Origin of the sequence: Paenibacillus sp. P3E (assembly GCF_001909045.1) — a bacterium.
GTDB classification, from domain to species: Bacteria; Bacillota; Bacilli; order Paenibacillales; family Paenibacillaceae; genus Paenibacillus_AQ; species Paenibacillus_AQ helianthi.
This window is the reverse complement of sequence record NZ_LVWH01000201.1, coordinates 20,972-37,871: the sequence shown is the minus strand read 5'-3', so window position 1 is coordinate 37,871 and position 16,900 is coordinate 20,972. Positions and strand designations below refer to the sequence as shown.

General features: G+C 49.9%; 14 protein-coding genes. All 14 read left to right on the top strand.

Features of this window, described 5'->3' with window-relative positions; translation table 11 throughout:
* The first annotated feature begins 42 nt into the window (after positions 1 to 42).
* The 14 genes from A3842_RS25145 (at position 43) to glnA (ending at position 16,447) form a co-directional block, all read left to right on the top strand.
* Entirely contained in the window at positions 43 to 885 is an 843-nt protein-coding gene (locus A3842_RS25145) for an SPFH domain-containing protein (RefSeq protein ID WP_074084637.1), read from the top strand.
* Positions 886 to 897: 12 nt separating this feature from the next.
* Positions 898 to 1,068: a type II toxin-antitoxin system antitoxin gene (locus A3842_RS25140; RefSeq protein WP_074084636.1), complete on the top strand. Its 171-nt coding sequence runs from the start codon at positions 898 to 900 to the stop codon at positions 1,066 to 1,068.
* Positions 1,069 to 1,595: 527 nt separating this feature from the next.
* Positions 1,596 to 3,533 carry a threonine--tRNA ligase gene (thrS, locus tag A3842_RS25135; RefSeq protein ID WP_074103119.1) on the top strand — a complete coding sequence of 646 codons (1,938 nt, stop codon included), beginning with the start codon at positions 1,596 to 1,598 and terminating at the stop codon, positions 3,531 to 3,533.
* Between the two features lie 429 nt (positions 3,534 to 3,962).
* Positions 3,963 to 4,538, top strand: coding sequence for a 3D domain-containing protein (locus A3842_RS31655; RefSeq protein ID WP_371916021.1), 576 nt, complete (start codon positions 3,963 to 3,965; stop codon positions 4,536 to 4,538).
* A 166-nt stretch (positions 4,539 to 4,704) separates the two neighbouring features.
* Complete coding sequence (locus A3842_RS32705) at positions 4,705 to 4,842, top strand: hypothetical protein (RefSeq protein ID WP_167374642.1); 138 nt, start codon at positions 4,705 to 4,707, stop codon at positions 4,840 to 4,842.
* Positions 4,843 to 5,100: 258 nt separating this feature from the next.
* A complete protein-coding gene (liaF, locus tag A3842_RS25125; RefSeq protein WP_074103118.1) occupies positions 5,101 to 6,180 on the top strand; it encodes a cell wall-active antibiotics response protein LiaF in 1,080 nt (359 codons plus the stop codon).
* 2 nt (positions 6,181 to 6,182) lie between these two features.
* Positions 6,183 to 7,238: a HAMP domain-containing sensor histidine kinase gene (locus A3842_RS25120; RefSeq protein ID WP_074084633.1), complete on the top strand. Its 1,056-nt coding sequence runs from the start codon at positions 6,183 to 6,185 to the stop codon at positions 7,236 to 7,238.
* A gap of 78 nt (positions 7,239 to 7,316) precedes the next feature.
* Positions 7,317 to 7,970 (top strand): response regulator, encoded by a 654-nt coding sequence (locus A3842_RS25115; RefSeq protein ID WP_074084632.1) that lies wholly within the window; start codon positions 7,317 to 7,319, stop codon positions 7,968 to 7,970.
* 440 nt (positions 7,971 to 8,410) lie between these two features.
* Positions 8,411 to 10,108: a S1C family serine protease gene (locus A3842_RS25110; RefSeq protein ID WP_083609724.1), complete on the top strand. Its 1,698-nt coding sequence runs from the start codon at positions 8,411 to 8,413 to the stop codon at positions 10,106 to 10,108.
* A 125-nt stretch (positions 10,109 to 10,233) separates the two neighbouring features.
* Complete coding sequence (locus tag A3842_RS25105) at positions 10,234 to 10,920, top strand: response regulator transcription factor (protein ID WP_074084631.1); 687 nt, start codon at positions 10,234 to 10,236, stop codon at positions 10,918 to 10,920.
* Position 10,921: 1 nt separating this feature from the next.
* The gene (locus A3842_RS25100) at positions 10,922 to 12,373 is read left to right on the top strand and encodes a sensor histidine kinase (protein WP_074084630.1); all 1,452 of its coding nucleotides are present in this window, start codon (positions 10,922 to 10,924) and stop codon (positions 12,371 to 12,373) included.
* A gap of 59 nt (positions 12,374 to 12,432) precedes the next feature.
* A complete protein-coding gene (locus tag A3842_RS25095) occupies positions 12,433 to 13,389 on the top strand; it encodes a 4-hydroxy-3-methylbut-2-enyl diphosphate reductase (RefSeq protein ID WP_074103117.1) in 957 nt (318 codons plus the stop codon).
* A gap of 305 nt (positions 13,390 to 13,694) precedes the next feature.
* Positions 13,695 to 14,741, top strand: coding sequence for a 3-deoxy-7-phosphoheptulonate synthase (aroF, locus tag A3842_RS25090; RefSeq protein WP_074084628.1), 1,047 nt, complete (start codon positions 13,695 to 13,697; stop codon positions 14,739 to 14,741).
* A 281-nt stretch (positions 14,742 to 15,022) separates the two neighbouring features.
* A complete protein-coding gene (gene glnA, locus A3842_RS25085; protein ID WP_074084627.1) occupies positions 15,023 to 16,447 on the top strand; it encodes a type I glutamate--ammonia ligase in 1,425 nt (474 codons plus the stop codon).
* Positions 16,448 to 16,900 lie beyond the last annotated feature (453 nt).

Here is a 16,900-nt window from a genome sequence, read left to right as displayed (position 1 = left end):
ATCATAATCATATCAAATACATATCTTATGGAGGTGCCTTTCATGAAAGAAAAAACATTGCGTCCAGTTAGTGGTTTTCTGGTTATTGCGCTTATTGCCATTTGCTTGGCAGGGGGGATTTACGGTGCAACATATGACTATGCTGTGGTTCCGGTTATTCTGTTCATCATTGCGGGTGTGCTATGTACGAGTATTACGGTAGTGCAGCCTAATAAGTCGGTCGTGGTAACCTTTTTCGGCAAATATGTCGGTACCATTGCTAGCAGCGGACTCTTCGCAGTCATTCCGTTTAGTATCCGCAAGACCGTATCCCTGCGGGTGCGCAATTTCAACAGCGTTAAGCTGAAGGTCAATGATGTCGAGGGGAATCCGGTTGAGATTGCTGCAGTTATTGTATTTAAAGTCATCAACTCGGCAAAGGCGTTGTTCGATGTCGACAAATATATGGCGTTTGTGGAAATCCAGAGCGAGACCGCACTGCGGCATGTGGCCAGCCGGTATCCTTACGACAATTTTAACGAATCGGGCATGTCCCTTCGTGCGAATTCGGATGAGATTGCCAAGGAACTGGCAGCCGAGCTTCAGGACCGCCTTTCCTTATCCGGTGTTGAAGTGATTGAAGCGCGGCTGACACATCTGGCTTATTCTACTGAAATCGCCAGTACAATGCTGCAGCGGCAGCAGGCCTCAGCGATTCTGTCCGCGCGGCAGATTATCGTCGAAGGGGCGGTCGGAATGGTAGATATGGCGATCCGCCAGCTGAAGGAGAGCGGAGTAGTCGAACTGGATGAAGAGCGCAAGGCGGCGATGATTAACAATCTGATGGTAGCGATCGTGTCGGAGCGTGGAGCGAGTCCGGTCATTAACGCCGGCTCGTTGTACTAAGGACGGTTCATCATGGCGGCCAAGAAAAGCTTTCCGCTGCGGATCGATCCTGACCTGCACGAAGCGCTGGAACGTTGGGCGGGAGAAGAGTTTCGCAGCGTAAACGGACATATCGAATATTTGCTGCGTGAGGCTTTGAAACGCGCAGGCCGCTTGCCTGAACGGAAACGCCTGGAAGAATAGACTTGCAGGGCAGAAGATGGCTTCTGCCCTTAAGCTATTTTACAATAGAAGGATTTATATGTTCGCGCTATAGATCATCCTTCTACTTGCTGGCGGTGTTGTTGCGGATGATAAATACAGGGACTGACTTGACGGAAGGCTGGAGAGAGAATTATAATTACACAAGATTCACGTTATCAGCGTTGACAAAGATATGGATGATTACTTTTTAGGGCCGCTTCAGAGAGAGGAAACTTCAGGCTGTGATTTCCTCCGGTATCCGGTAATCCATCTACCCCTTTGTAGCTGCGGTTATGAACTCCCAAGTGCTGTTGGGCAGCGGACAACCTGCCAGGGATAGTAAGAACCGCCGGTTCATGGCCGTTATCTCCATGCTGACGAAGGATTCCTGCTAGCCGGGAATCGAATTTGGGTGGAACCACGGGTGCAATCACTCGTCCCTTTGCGGGACGGGTGTTTTTTGTGTTCAGGGACATTTCCGTTCCGTTACTTATGCGGCCTTACCAAAATATTAGGAGGAATAAATCATGTCAGTTAATATCAAGCTTCCGGACGGCTCGGTCCGGGAATATGCCGATGGCAGCAGCATTGATGATGTAGCCGCTTCGATCAGCAGTGGTCTCCGCAAAAATGCAGCAGCAGGCAAGCTGAACGGTATCGTTGTAGACCTGTCTACGCCGCTGCAGGAAGGTGCATTGGTTGAGATCGTCACTTTGGATTCGCCGGAAGGCCTGGAAGTGATGCGCCACAGTACAGCCCACTTGATGGCGCAGGCAGTACGCCGCCTGTTCGGGACTAAGGAGGTTAAGCTGGGTGTAGGCCCGGTGATCGAAGATGGCTTTTACTATGATATGGATCTGGAGCACCCGCTCAATCCGGAGGACCTGCTGAAGATCGAGAAGGAAATGGAGCGTATCGTCTCGGAGAATCTGCCGATCGTGCGTATTGAGGTCAGCCGCAAGGAAGCACTGGAGCGTTTCGGTGAACTGGAAGATCCCTATAAGCTGGAGTTGATTGAAGCGCTGCCTGAAGATAGCGTGATCACGATATATGAGCAGGGAGAATTCTTTGACCTTTGCCGCGGCCCGCATGTGCCCTCCACTGCGAAGATCAAGGTCTTCAAGCTTATGAACGTAGCCGGAGCCTACTGGCGTGGGGACAGCAAGAACAAAATGCTGCAACGTATATACGGTACTGCCTGGATCAAAAAAGCTCAGCTCGATGAGTATCTGCACCTGCTGGAAGAAGCAAAGAAACGCGACCACCGTAAGCTGGGTAAAGAGCTGGAGATCTTCACCTTCAACCAGCTGGTAGGACAAGGCCTGCCAATCTGGCTTCCAAAAGGTGCGAAATTGCGCAGTATTCTGGAACGCTATATCGTCGATCTGGAAGCAAGCCTGGGTTACCAGCATGTATATACTCCGGTGCTCGGCAATGTAGAGCTGTACAAAACTTCAGGACACTGGGAGCATTACCAAGAGGATATGTTCCCCAAGATGACAATCGACAATGAGGAATTCGTGCTTCGTCCGATGAACTGCCCGCATCACATGATGATTTACAAGAGTTCGATGCACAGCTATCGTGATTTGCCTATCCGGATTGCCGAGCTTGGTATTCAGCACCGCTATGAAATGTCTGGCGCGCTGACTGGGCTGCATCGTGTGCGTTCGATGACATTGAATGATTCACATATTTTCTGCCGCCTGGATCAGATCAAAAGCGAATTTACCCGTGTGCTTGAGCTGATCAAGCAGGTATACAGCGATTTCGGCATTGCCGACTACCGTTTCCGTCTCTCATACCGTGATCCGAAGGATACTGAAAAATACTATCCGAACGATGAAATGTGGGAAACTGCACAGCGCATGCTGCGAGAAGTAGTGGAAGAAGCGGGCCTACCGTTCTTTGAAGCGGAAGGCGAAGCAGCGTTCTACGGTCCGAAGCTGGACGTTCAGATCAAGACTGTACTTGGCAAAGAAGAAACATTGTCCACAGTGCAAATCGACTTCCTGCTTCCTGAGCGTTTTGAGCTGGAATATGTCGGAGACGATGGCCAAAAACACCGTCCGGTTGTACTGCACCGCGGAATCCTTGGTACCATGGAACGTTTTGTAGCCTTCTTGCTGGAGAACTTTGCCGGCTCACTTCCATTATGGCTGTCCCCGCAGCAGGTGAAGATCATTCCGGTGTCCTCCGCATTTGATGATTACGCTAAGGACGTAGAAGCAAAACTGCTTGCCAGTGGAATCCGGGCCGAAGTAGATCTGCGCAACGAGAAAATGGGCTATAAAATCCGTGAAGCACAGCTCGAGAAGATCCCTTATATGTTCGTGGTGGGCGAGAATGAAATGAACGCCGGAAGTGTCTCCATCCGTAAGCGCGGAGAAGGCGATATCGGTGCCCAGCCGCTGCAGGAAGTGATCGCTTCCTTAGTTAAGGAAGTTGCGGAGCGTGTAATCTAAAGCTTCAGGTATAACCTCATTTATATATCTTTAATGTCATTCATTCGCCTCTGTTATAAGCCGCCTGCGGCCGGGTTTTAAACGGCTCCAGGTATAAAATTTTGTGAAACGGGAAACCTTCGCTAATAGGGGGAGGTTTAACAAATGAACAAAATGGGCTTATACCAGAGGTTTTGGTGTCTTTTCGTAACGATTCTGCTTTTGCTGACTGCCGCTGGGGTCTATCCTGATTTTGGACGCAAGCCGGTGGAAGCTAACGGGACGGGAGACACTGCAGGTCAATTAAGCAATAGTATAAACAAGTCACTTGATCCGCAACATATAAAAGGTTCTGTGCAGTTCAGCAGTGTCAGCGGCCACACCGGGCCGGAAGTGCTGGCAGCTGGTCAAGCCGCGCTGTATGATCAAGGAGAATCCGCATCCAGAGGGGTGTCCCGTTCCCAAGCGCTCGCACAGTCCGGCAAGCCGGCAGCCACTAAGGCTCCAAAACATACACCAGCACCTCATGCAGTCACACAACCGGGTAATACTGCTTCCAAACCGCCAGCAACCGTACAGGTAGCGGCACCAGGGCCGGAGCAGATTATCACTTCTTTCAAGGTAACTGCTACAGGCTACACAGCAGGTTTTGAATCTACAGGTAAAACCTCAAAGCATCCGCAGTACGGCATCACGTATTCTGGTGTCAAAGTCCGACGGGACAAAAATGCAGTATCGACCATCGCTGCTGATCCCAAAGTGATTCCGTTAGGCAGCGTTTTGTATATCCCCGGCTATGGCTACGCAGTTGTGGCAGATACCGGTTCGGCTATCAAGGGCCGGAAGATTGATCTTTATTTTTCTACCATTAAGCAGGTTTATAAGGAATGGGGTAAAAAAACGGTAGTGGTGCAGCTCATTAAGCGGGGGAACGGAAGATGTACCGAGAACATGCTGAAGAGTCTGGGCCGGGCTGTTCAAACCTATAATGCCATTCCGCAGGATCTTCTTGAGGAAGTCATCTAGGGTTACCCTACACACTGCCAGTATGAATTTTATTTCACATAAGTATGCATAATAAGGTCCCGCCTTTCCCATAATACGGACTGGGGCAGAATAAGCAGCCTCTTTCGTTAGATTCTCGGATGCACTCTGGTATCAGACTGTATAAGAGACAAGGGAGGTGATTTCCGTGGCCAATTCTAAAAAACCAAAGGTTCAAGAAAACTACAAAACACCAAATGAAAAATACAATGCTGAGTTTGCTGTAGAAAATGACGGCGCATCTAAGCAGAGTATGGCAAAACCGGTTCAAAAACCGCAGCAATAATGCTGTAGTTCAAACTTTTGTAGCACCATCTTTTAACTGCATCTGTTCAATCACCGTCTGTCCCGTTTCCGTTCAGTTCCTGAGCGGCGGGGCAGTTTTTTTTGTGAGCAGAACTTTACTGCGATTCTACATCCCCCTCGGTCCAGAGACTGAGTCAAGTTTCCTTCTCCCGGCGCTGTTCTCCGGCTGCCTGTTCCTGTAGACTAAGGCTATAAGAGTGAATGAGTGAGTTATATCAACATAAAGGGGAAATGAAGGATGAAAAGACGATTCACCAGCCAGATCCTCGGGGGTCTGCTCCTGATTGGACTGGGAGCGATGTTTTTGCTGCGGCAGATGGGGTATACCGATTTCAATATAGGTTCCCTTTTTGCTGATTATTGGCCGGTTATTCTCATTATTATGGGGATCCAGAAAGTTCTATCCACGAATGAGCGCGGTTCTAAGGGTTCATCTGCTTTTTGGGGATTCCTCTACTTGGCACTTGGGGTGTTTTTCCTGGGGAGGAACCTGGATTGGTTTGATGTTTCAGCCGGCGACTTTTTCAAATTGCTGATTCCCGTGATGCTGATCGGTGGAGGATTATATGTTATCTTCAAGCCGCGGGATCATACTCCACCTGTACCGCCCACACCGCCCGCACCCAAGGGCTACTATCCTCCAGGACCTGGAGCAGGACCTCTGGATGTTGAGCCTCCAAAGCCCCTCGAATCCACACTGGATGAGCAATTCGAGCAGAAGTTCGGCAAGTCTGAGGGGCAAAGGGATTGGAACGAGTACTTGCATAAGGATGAAGAGGAGGACGAGAGCGACAACGGGAGATTCCACTCTTCTGCAGATTCCCGCTGGCAGGAGAAGCACGAGAGGCACGAACGCAGACGGCAGGAGCGCCAGGAGCGCCACGCACGCCGGCATGGCGAATGGCATGAAGAGTTCCATGGTGCCGCAGATCGTAAGGAAACGACGAACCGTTCCGCTTTTATTGGGGATGTTCATGTGGGCAAGGATCATTTTCAGCTGAAGAATACAAATATTTCGCAGTTCATTGGCGACACCGTCCTGGATCTGACCAATGCGCAGATTCCCTACGGAGAGACGAAGATCAATATTTCTGCTTTTGTAGGCGACATCAAGGTGTATATACCGGAAGATATGGACCTGGGAGTCAAGGTGAACAGCAGTTCTTTTATCGGAGATATGCAGGTTCTGGAGCAGTCGCGCAGCGGGTTCATGAGCAGCGTGCAATGCAATACACCTTATTATAAGGAAGCCGGCAAAAAAGTCCGTATTAATGTCAGTGCCTTCATTGGCGACATTAAAATTAAAACGGTGGGGTAAGCATGGGGAAATTATTAAGTAATACCAAATGGATGCTGCTGGTGTATTTTCTGCTTAGTGGCGGTGTAACCGCCGGACTTATGTATGCCGGGACATGCCTGGGCTATATCAAGGTTCAGGATTACCGTATGTGGCTGTATCTTTGCGTGGGGATCGTGTTGTTCACTGTAGTTGTAGGGTATATGGCCGGCCAGCGGATTCAGCGGCGGATTGACCTTTTGGATCTGAACATGCTTCAGGTGGCCAAGGGTAACTTATCCGTACGGATGCCTGAGAGTGATGACCAGTCTTTTGCCAGAGTATACCACGAGTTCAACATGATGATGGACACTGTGGAGAATAAGATGCAGCTGCTGCAGCGATTGGGCGAGCAGGAAGTGATCGAGAAGGAAAAGGCGGCGGAGAGCGCGGTGCTTGAAGAGCGGAGGCGTATGGCACGGGATCTGCATGATACCGTAAGCCAGCAGCTGTTTGCGATTCATATGTCCGCTTCTTCGCTGCCTAAAGTGCTGGAGCGGAATGCGGAGCATGGCAGAACCGTTATGGATCAGCTGATTACCATGTCCCAAATGGCCCAGAAGCAGATGCGAGCCCTGATTGCCCAGCTCCGGCCGGTAGAATTGGAGGGCCGGAATCTGTTCGAGGCGCTGGAGAAATGGTTCCCGGATTATTGCCGCCAGAACGGACTTAAAGGCGTGAAAGAGCTTGAGCTGCAAGGAGAGTTGTCTGAAGCCATTGAACATCAGCTGTTCCTGATTATCCAGGAATCGATGGCCAACATTGTCAAGCATGCGGGAGCACGGCTCGTCAGCCTGTCGCTGCGCGAAGTGCCGAGACAAGTAGTGCTGAGCATCAGCGATGACGGGCAAGGCTTCGAGCATGTACAGCATAAGCAGGGCTCATATGGACTTACAACGATGCGTGAACGCGCGGAGAAGCTCGGCGGGCAAGTGGAGATCATTAGCCGCAAGGGAGCTGGAACTACGATCCGTGTACATATACCAAAATTTATCCAGGGCAACCCGGAGCTGGATAATGCTGGTGCGGCCGAGAGCTGATTGATCAAGAGAGTACTTATGATACTGGTTTGATTGTATGCATGAGGTTTAGCTCTATTAACACTGAGGAGGATAAAAATGAGTGTCATTAAAGTTCTGCTTGTAGATGATCATGACATGGTCCGGATGGGCCTCAAAACATATCTGATGCTGGACCCGATGTTTGAAGTGATTGGAGAGGCTGCAAATGGGCAGGATGCCTTAAAAACACTCCGGAGCTGGGGGAAGGATGCACTCCCTGATCTGGTTCTGATGGACCTGATGATGCCGTTGATGAACGGTGCGGAGACCACCCGTGCGGTATTGGCTGAATTCCCGGGTCTCAAAATTGTGATTCTCACGAGCTTCCTGGAGGATGATCTTGTCGTGGATGCTATTGAAGCCGGTGCCGTCAGCTATGTGCTCAAAACAGTCTCGGCGGAGGAGCTGATCTACGCACTTCAAGGTGCTTTCCGCGGTATGCCGGTGATGACCGGTGATGTATCCCAAGCCCTTACCCGCGGCATCCGCCAGCGGACGGTACAAGGAGATTCTTCGGGTCTCACCGAGCGGGAGAAGGAAGTGCTGCTGCTCATTGCCGAAGGCAAGACCAATAAGGACATCGGCGAGGAGCTTCATATCAGCATCAAAACTGTAAAGACGCATGTCAGCAACCTGCTGATGAAATGTGAGCTGGATGACCGTACCCAGCTGGCGATTTATGCTCACCGCAAGGGCTGGGCTCAGGGTTAAACCATATTAATCCTAGTAATTGAGTTAGGCTACCTGTCTATCACACTCCGGTTGCACTACATATTGTCCTATTAATATTAATCTTGCTATCTTAATAATATAACGGTATTGTTTCTGGCCCGGCGCGTTTTGTGTGCTCGGGCCTTTTTTTCGCTTCTATTCGCTATTATCATAGCGAATATCGGATTTCTCTTCCCTGCCAGGGACCCTATTGTCGGGGCGAAAAGTATACAGCCGCCTTTAAACCCGTGTTCCACCCGCAGTGGTCCATTCAAGAGAATACGGGTTTAATAGTGGTGTTGCCTGATACTAGGGTTCCCCCACTTTTTATCTCCGCTTAAATTGTTTTTAATGTGACCTTAAGGTTTAAAGTACAAAATAAGAACAAGAAAACAAATTAATCCTTGCCGGATACGCAAGGTGCGGGAGGAAAGAAAAACATGGACGATAACAAAAATAACTATGATCGTGAAAACAACTTTAATCGTGATAATGAACCGTCTCCGGAGCGGCAATGGGATAGCAATAGCAGCGACAATGTGAACAGCAATGATAACGGTAATATCAATAGCAATAATAATGAGTCTCCTGAAACCGGATCTTCCTACTATTACTCTTACGGACCTTTCAAATCGCTGAACAAAGATGAGATGAACCCGGATGATCCGCAGCATTACAACCGCCGGGAACCGGAACGTGTAGAGGTTAATCCTCCACAGCCGGTCAGACCGGTTCCATACAGCACTTCGCTGCGGACAACCGGAATGGACGGCAACGGCGGGCGGGGTGGCAATGGAGCAGATGGAGGTAATGGCTGGCAGTACAACCATAAGCCCAAGAAACCTGTAAAAGCGGTACTGGTATCTTTTCTCGCCGGAATGATCGTTCTCTCAGGCTCCATGTTCGCAGCGGACCGCGGCAACTGGTTCACAGGGGACCCTGTCACAACTGCGGCTGTATCCAACACTGCGGCCAAGACGGCAAATGGAAGCGTAAATGTTACACCGTCTACCACCACGACATCGCTGCTTACCGGGACAACAGATGCTTCGAGAGTGGTTGATTCCGTAGGCCCGGCCGTTGTCAAAATTGAGACCTTGGTAAAAGCAAACTCTGGCAGAAACTCTACTAATCCAAATATGAGTGATCCGTTCTCACAATTTTTCTTCGGTGATCAATTTGGCAGCAACGGCTCTTCCGGGTCGAATTCAGGATCGAATTCAGAATCCAATTCAGGTTCGAATTCTTCTTCCCAGCTTACACCTTATGGAATCGGAACAGGTTTTATCTATGATTCCTCAGGATATATTTTGACCAACCAGCATGTTGTTGACAAGGCCGATGTAATTCAGGTTACCGTTGACGGCACTACGAAGACCTATGAAGCCAAATTGCTCGGGACCAGCAAGGATCTGGATTTGGCTGTTCTGAAAATTGAAGGGAAAAACTTCCCGACGGTACAGCTGGGTGATTCGGACAGCATTAAGGTCGGCTCCGAAGTGGTAGCGATTGGTAACCCGCAGGGTTTTGACCATACCGTTACAGCGGGTGTGCTCAGCGCCAAAAACCGCAGCATTGATATCAATGAAGAAGACGGAAGCGGTACCCGTAATTATAAAAACCTTCTGCAGACGGACGCTTCCATTAACCCTGGTAACTCCGGCGGCCCGCTGCTTAACCTGAATGGCCAGGTTATCGGAATGAACGTAGCCGTAAGCACGGACTCACAAGGGATCGGATTCGCCATTGCGGTGAATACCATTAAAAATGTTGTAGACAAACTCGAAGCCAACCAGGAAATCCCTAAAGAACCGGTTCCATTCATTGGTGCTTCTCTAATGACGATTACCGATGAAGTTGCCAAACAGATGGGTACGAATATTAAAGAAGGTTCTGTCGTAGCCGACATTATCTTTAAATCGCCAGCCTATACCGCTGATCTGCGTCCTTACGATATTATTACAGGTGTTAACGGCAAGAAATATGCAACCAGCCAAGATCTGATTACCTACATCCAGACGCTCAAAGTAGGTGACAAAATCACGCTCGACGTAGTCCGTGACGGCAAAACGCTGGAGCTTTCTGTAACTATTGGAAATAAAAACGACTTCAACACTACTCAAACTCAGCGCCAGTAACAGACACCGTGACGGTGCAGTGCACAGCGGAAGGGGAAACCCTTCCGCTTTTGCTGCACGGGCTGCGAACTGGTGCAATCATGTTACAATAGAGATAGACGATTTGGACAATGGGGGCTGTTTGGATGCGACCGAACATTTTAATTATTGATGACGATGAAAAGATTATTTCTATGCTGCGCCGGGGACTTGCCTTTGAAGGGTATGATGTGAAGACGGCTACAAACGGAGCCGATGGCTTGCGCGCTGTTTTGAACAGTGATCCGGATGTGGTTGTGCTGGATGTTATGATGCCTCAGGTGGATGGCTTTGAGGTCTGCCGGCGTTTGCGGGAGGGTGGCAGTACGGTTCCGGTACTCATGCTCACAGCTAAAGACGAAATTGAGCATAGGGTAAAGGGGTTGGATCTGGGAGCGGATGATTATCTGGTGAAGCCGTTTGCGCTGGAGGAGCTGCTTGCCCGTGTACGCGCATTGTTGCGCCGTAAAAGCGAGCAGGGGGGAAACACAGACCAGGCAGTATCCTACGAGGACATTACGCTGGATGTAGATTCACGTGAGGTAACCCGCGGGGGTAAGCGTCTGGAACTGACAGCGAAGGAGTTCGAGCTGCTGCATCTGTTCATGCAGAATCCGAAGCGGGTGCTGTCCCGCGATCTGATCATGGATAAAATCTGGGGCTACGACTACAGCGGGGAATCCAATGTGCTTGAAGTATATATTGCCATGCTTCGCCAGAAAACCGAGGAGCACGGCGGCAAAAGACTGATTCAGACGATCCGGGGAGCCGGTTACATCCTAAGAGGTGACTAATATGTCGATACGATTGCGGCTGACTGCCTGGTATTCAGGAATTCTGGCCGTTATGCTGCTGGCCTTATCAGCCGCAATTTACGGATTTGTCTATTTTAATACGTATGGTGATTTGAAGGAGCGGCTGAAAGAACAGTCGAATCAAGTTCAATTGAAGCCGTCTTGGAACATTGATGGTACAGTAAAACTTAACCTTGTGGGAATTCAGGCACAAAGTTTGTATGCCCAGATTTACGTCTATAGTGAGAAGACATTGATTCCAAGTATCAATATGGAAAACCTCGGTCTTCAGTTCAAAATTCCCGAGCAGGATGTCGTTAAGAATCAACAGGGGTTTATACGTGCAAATTACGAGGGCAACCCTTTTCTTATCTATCAGATGTCGATTGATGTTACTACCTCAACCGGAGGGGCGCTTCCTGCTGTGCTTCAGGTGGCGGCATACACGGGTGAACAGGACCATCTAATGCAGAATTTGCAGAATATCCTTCTTGTCGGCTCCTTCGCCACCCTGATTGCAGCCTTCACCTTTGGCCTCTTCCTCGCGCGTAAAGCGATGAGTCCGATCGGCAATGTCATTGAAGCAGCCAACGGGATTCAGACGGGAACTGACCTCAGCTCGCGGATTGTTTACGATGGACCACAGGATGAGATTGGACGGCTGATCCAGACCGTCAACAGCATGCTAGGGCGGATGGAAGGCTTTTATACAGAGCTGGAGGATTCTTATGCGACTCAGCGCCGCTTTGTGTCTGATGCTTCGCATGAGCTGCGGACACCGCTGACAACGATACGAGGGAATATCGATCTGCTGCAAAAGATATGGGAGATGAACCCTGAGGAGAGCCGGATGACGGAAGCCGAGATTCGCCAGCTGTCCATTGAATCCGTGAAAGATATCGCGGACGAATCCAAACGCATGAGCCGGCTCGTGGCGGATATGCTCTCGCTGGCCCGGGCCGATACCGGACGGACCTTCGACATTGAGCCGGTAGCACTGGAGCCGATGATGACTGAGGTGGCCCGCCGGGCTTCATTCCTGCAGCGGCAAGCCGACTGGTCCGTTGGGGATCTAAGTCAGCTGAATGGCAAATATATCGTAGGCAACAAGGATTATTTGCAGCAAATGATGTTTATTTTTATTGATAATGCCTTCAAATACACTCCTGAGGGAGAGGTTACACTGGACGCTGTTTTTTATCAGAATCAGGTGGGAATCCGTATTGCCGATACAGGGATCGGAATGGATAAGGATGAAGTTCCCCATATCTTCGACCGTTTCTATCGTGCGGATGAATCGCGGGGAATCACGGAAGGAATCGGACTCGGCTTGTCAATCGCCAAATGGATTATTGATGAGCACGGGGGTTCGGTTGAGGTGGTTACGCGCCAGGGAGAAGGTACGACTTTTGTTATCTGGCTGCCGCTTCTCTTTGCTCCGCCGCTGGAATAGGGTATAATTAGACCGGTTCTATTACAAGCAGTCAACGACAGCAGAAAGCCGGTGAATTCATGGAAGTCATCAAAATTTCTCCCCGGGGCTATTGCTATGGCGTCGTCGATGCCATGGTCATGGCACGGCAGGCCGCGCAAAATCTTGATTTGCCCCGGCCGATTTATATACTTGGCATGATTGTGCACAACAGCCATGTCACCCATTCGTTTGAGGACGATGGAATTATCACGCTGGACGGACATAACCGTCTGGATATTTTGGATAAAGTCGACAGCGGGACGGTGATTTTCACCGCTCATGGCGTATCCCCGGAAGTCCGCCGCCTGGCCCGTGCCAAAGGACTGACTACGGTCGACGCCACCTGCCCGGATGTGACAAAAACCCATGATCTCATCAAGGAGAAGGTAGACGAGGGTTATGAAATTATCTATATCGGCAAGAAAGGCCACCCGGAACCGGAGGGGGCTGTCGGGATTGCGCCTGGACATGTCCATCTGATCGAGAAGGAAGAAGAGATTTCCAGCTTGTCTATCCCTTCTTCGCGTATCGTGATTACGAATCAGACCACCATGAGCCAGTGGGATATCAAGCATATCATGAAAAAGCTGCTGGAGACCTTCCCGGGGGCAGAGGTGCATAATGAGATCTGCATGGCAACTCAGGTGCGCCAGGAAGCGGTGGCGGAGCAGGCTGGACAATGCGAGCTCGTGATCGTAGTCGGCGATCCGCGCAGCAACAACTCCAACCGTCTGGCCCAAGTGTCGGAGGAGATTGCCGGGGTGCCTGCGCACCGGATTTCCGATTTGTCTGAGCTGAAGATCGAGTGGCTAAAGGGGATCACCAAGGTAGGTGTTACTTCAGGTGCGTCTACACCCACGCCGATCACTAAGGAAGTGATCAGTTACCTGGAGCAGTATGATCCAGCGCTTCCCGATACCTGGGAAATTAAGCGTACTGTGAACATGGCAAAGCTCCTGCCGCCAGTGAAGAATAAGAGTGCAAGCACGACCTGATCCAGTAGCCAAATGAACTTATACATTTTTTAGAGGGCACGCAACTTTCGGTTTCCGGGAGCTGTGTGCTCTTTTTTTGTGGATGGATTTTCCTGTGTACCCTTAATTTACTTTAGGGGATTAGTGGAAACCAGCCATAATATGGACACAGTCCTGTAGATATGGCTGATTACAGATTGACTAATACAGCGGAATGAGTTAATATTACTTTAGTGCTTAAAAGCGTACACGCGTCGTAGCGAAATAGTATGTGATTTATCTTTCGAGCCGATTTAAGAATATTCATCCAAAAGGGGAGCTATAATATGATCGTCATTACATCGAATCAAACACCACAGGAGCAGGTCAACGAGATTATCGCCGTAATTGAAAAGGAAGGCCTTCAGGTTCATCTCTCACGCGGAGCGGATCATACCGTTATTGGCCTGGTGGGCGGAGTGACACCGAAGCTCGCAGAACATCTGCGTCAGATGAAAGGCGTCGAGAACGTGGTGAAGATCTCCAAATCCTACAAACTGGCCAGCCGTGATTTCCATCCGGAGGATACAATTATTGATATCCGCGGTGTAAAAATCGGCGGTGAGAATCTGGTGATCATGGGCGGACCCTGCGCTGTGGAATCCCCGGAACAGATCGACGAGATTGCCCGTCTGGTCAAGGCATCGGGCGGTCAGGTGCTGCGCGGTGGAGCCTTTAAACCACGGACGGGTCCTTACAGCTTCCAAGGTGTAGGTGTGGAAGGTCTTACGATGATGGCGGAAGCCGGCAAACGCCACGGCCTGCTGACCATCACTGAGGTGATGACACCGGAGTATGTTGATATTTGTGCGGAGCATGCGGATATTCTGCAGGTAGGCACACGCAATATGCAGAACTTTGACTTGCTGCGCAAGCTGGGAACCTGCGGACGCCCTGTGCTGCTAAAGCGCGGATTTAGTGCGACTTACGATGAATTGTTGAATGCGGCTGAATACATTCTGGCTGGCGGCAACCGCGATGTCATGCTCTGCGAGCGCGGTATCCGTACATTCGAAACGTACACACGGAATACTCTTGATCTGTCAGCGATTCCTGTACTCCAGAACCTGAGTCATCTTCCGGTTATTTCCGATCCGAGTCATGGCACAGGACGGCGTGAACTGGTTGAACCAATGGCCAAGGCATCGGTGGCTGCGGGAGCCAACGGGCTGATTATTGAGATGCATACCGATCCGGATAACTCGATGACAGGAGATGGTGTACAGTCTCTGTTCCCTGAGCAGTTCGACAAGCTGCTGAGAGACTTGGAGAAGCTGGCACCGCTTGTCGGACGCAAGTTCTCAAGTTCGCTGGAGGCGGCTCCGGTCCTTTAATAACAGAGCCTTCTAAGGATTTTCACCAGTCCTCCATCCCGCTTCCGGGCGGGTGAGAGGGCTGTTTTTGCGTATGGCGGAGTGAATGTAACATGTGATTCGACTGGGTATGCATTTTTCACCAAAGCGTCAGAATATCTTACATTGTCGTCAGAAATACCTGACATAAGCATTGACGATGTTAGGTTTGAGATTTATAATGACGACAGCAAAAAAATAAAAACAAGAACATTTGATACTGTGAGCGGCCTAATGTTCGGAACTTGGGGAGGAATTAATTCATGTCGGTTGAAAAAGTGTTGCAGACGATCAAGGAAAACAATATCGAGTGGGTGGATTTTCGGTTTGTAGATTTAGGTGGACGTGCTCACCATATCTCATTGCCTGCATCCGCTGTGGAAGAAGAGACATTTGTAAATGGTGTAGCATTTGACGGTTCTTCCATCAAAGGGTTCCGCGGTATCGAAGAATCGGACATGGTTATGATGCCTGATCCAAGTACTATATATATCGATCCTTTTACAGCTCACCCAACGCTGAATATTATGTGTGACATTTTCACACCTGATGGCGAACGTTATGAACGCGACCCGCGCGGTATCGCGGTAAAAGCAGAAGAGTTCCTGCAAACATGCGGTGTGGGTACAGCGGCTTTCTTCGCACCTGAATCCGAATTCTTTATCTTTGACGATGTACGCTACGAAAGCGGAATGAACAGCGCTTCTTTCTTCGTAGATTCTGAAGAAGCAGCATGGAACACCAACCGCAAAGACGAAGGCGGCAACATGGCATTCAAAGTAGGCGTTAAAGGCGGTTACGTGCCAGTAGCTCCAGTGGATTCCCAACAGGATATCCGCAGTGAAATGTGCCGTTTGCTCGCTGAAGCAGGCCTTGAAATCGAACGCCATCACCATGAAGTGGCAACTGCAGGCCAAGCGGAAATCAACTTCCGTTTTGACACCCTGAAGAAAACAGCTGACAATCTCCTGACTTACAAATATATTGTTCAAAACACTGCACGCCAATATGGCAAAGTAGCAACTTTCATGCCTAAACCACTGTTCGGCGACAACGGTAGCGGCATGCACGTTCATCAATCCATCTTCAACGGCAGCGAGCCTTTGTTCTACGAAAAAGGCGCATACGCGAACCTGAGTGAAATGGCGCTCCACTACATCGGTGGTATCCTGTATCATGCTCCGGCACTGATCGCACTGACTAACCCAAGCACCAACTCGTTCAAACGTCTGGTTCCTGGTTATGAAGCACCGGTTAACCTGGTTTACTCCAAAGGTAACCGCTCCGCTGCTGTCCGTATCCCGGTAGCTGCTGTAACACCTAAGGGCTGTCGTATTGAATTCCGTACACCTGACTCCACTGCTAACCCTTACCTGGCTTTCTCGGCTATGCTGATGGCGGGTCTGGACGGAATCAAGAAGAAGATCAACCCTGAAGAAATGGGCTACGGTCCACTGGACAAGAACATCTACGAATTGTCTGATGCCGACAAAGAGAAGATCCGCAGCGTTCCAGGCAGCCTGAACGAAGCGCTTGACGCTTTGGAAGCTGACTACGAATTCCTGACTGAAGGCGGCGTATTCACTAAAGACTTTATCGACAACTATATCGCTCTGAAACGTGGAGAAGCACAAGAGGTTGCTATCCGTGTTCATCCGCATGAATACTCCCTGTACTTTGATGTATAAGATCGCATAACTATATAGTAAATCAAGAAGCCTCCGGGAAACCGGGGGCTTTTTGATGTACGGGAAAATCTCGCCATAAACGGGCCAGCGGGCAGAATGGGAGGTAGAAATACCTCTGATCTCGCCGTGAACGGGCCAGCGGGCAAAATGAGAGGTAGAAATACCTCTGATCCCGCCGTGAACGGGCCAGCGGGCAGAATGAGAGGTAGAAATACCTCTGATCTCGCCGTGAACGGGCCAGCGGGCAGAATGAGAGGTGGAAATACCTCTGATCCCGCCGTTAACGGGCCAGTGGCAGAACGGGAGTTAGAAATACACTTGATTTAGGAGCAATGCCGTACCTGCGGCAATGAGGTGCTGGATTCACCCGTTAGGGTGAGTTTGTTCTTCATACGAAGAGATGCCAGTAGTGGGCAAACCAAAGATGTGGGGAATTGGAGCAGCGATATGAAC

Coding starts and splice junctions, on each gene's coding strand:
- A3842_RS25145 (WP_074084637.1), top strand. CDS start 43: ATGAAAGAAAAAACATTGCGTCCAGTTAGTGGTTTTCTGGTTATTGCG.
- A3842_RS25140 (WP_074084636.1), top strand. CDS start 898: ATGGCGGCCAAGAAAAGCTTTCCGCTGCGGATCGATCCTGACCTGCAC.
- thrS (WP_074103119.1), top strand. CDS start 1,596: ATGTCAGTTAATATCAAGCTTCCGGACGGCTCGGTCCGGGAATATGCC.
- liaF (WP_074103118.1), top strand. CDS start 5,101: ATGAAAAGACGATTCACCAGCCAGATCCTCGGGGGTCTGCTCCTGATT.
- A3842_RS25120 (WP_074084633.1), top strand. CDS start 6,183: ATGGGGAAATTATTAAGTAATACCAAATGGATGCTGCTGGTGTATTTT.
- A3842_RS25115 (WP_074084632.1), top strand. CDS start 7,317: ATGAGTGTCATTAAAGTTCTGCTTGTAGATGATCATGACATGGTCCGG.
- A3842_RS25110 (WP_083609724.1), top strand. CDS start 8,411: ATGGACGATAACAAAAATAACTATGATCGTGAAAACAACTTTAATCGT.
- A3842_RS25105 (WP_074084631.1), top strand. CDS start 10,234: ATGCGACCGAACATTTTAATTATTGATGACGATGAAAAGATTATTTCT.
- A3842_RS25100 (WP_074084630.1), top strand. CDS start 10,922: ATGTCGATACGATTGCGGCTGACTGCCTGGTATTCAGGAATTCTGGCC.
- A3842_RS25095 (WP_074103117.1), top strand. CDS start 12,433: ATGGAAGTCATCAAAATTTCTCCCCGGGGCTATTGCTATGGCGTCGTC.
- aroF (WP_074084628.1), top strand. CDS start 13,695: ATGATCGTCATTACATCGAATCAAACACCACAGGAGCAGGTCAACGAG.
- glnA (WP_074084627.1), top strand. CDS start 15,023: ATGTCGGTTGAAAAAGTGTTGCAGACGATCAAGGAAAACAATATCGAG.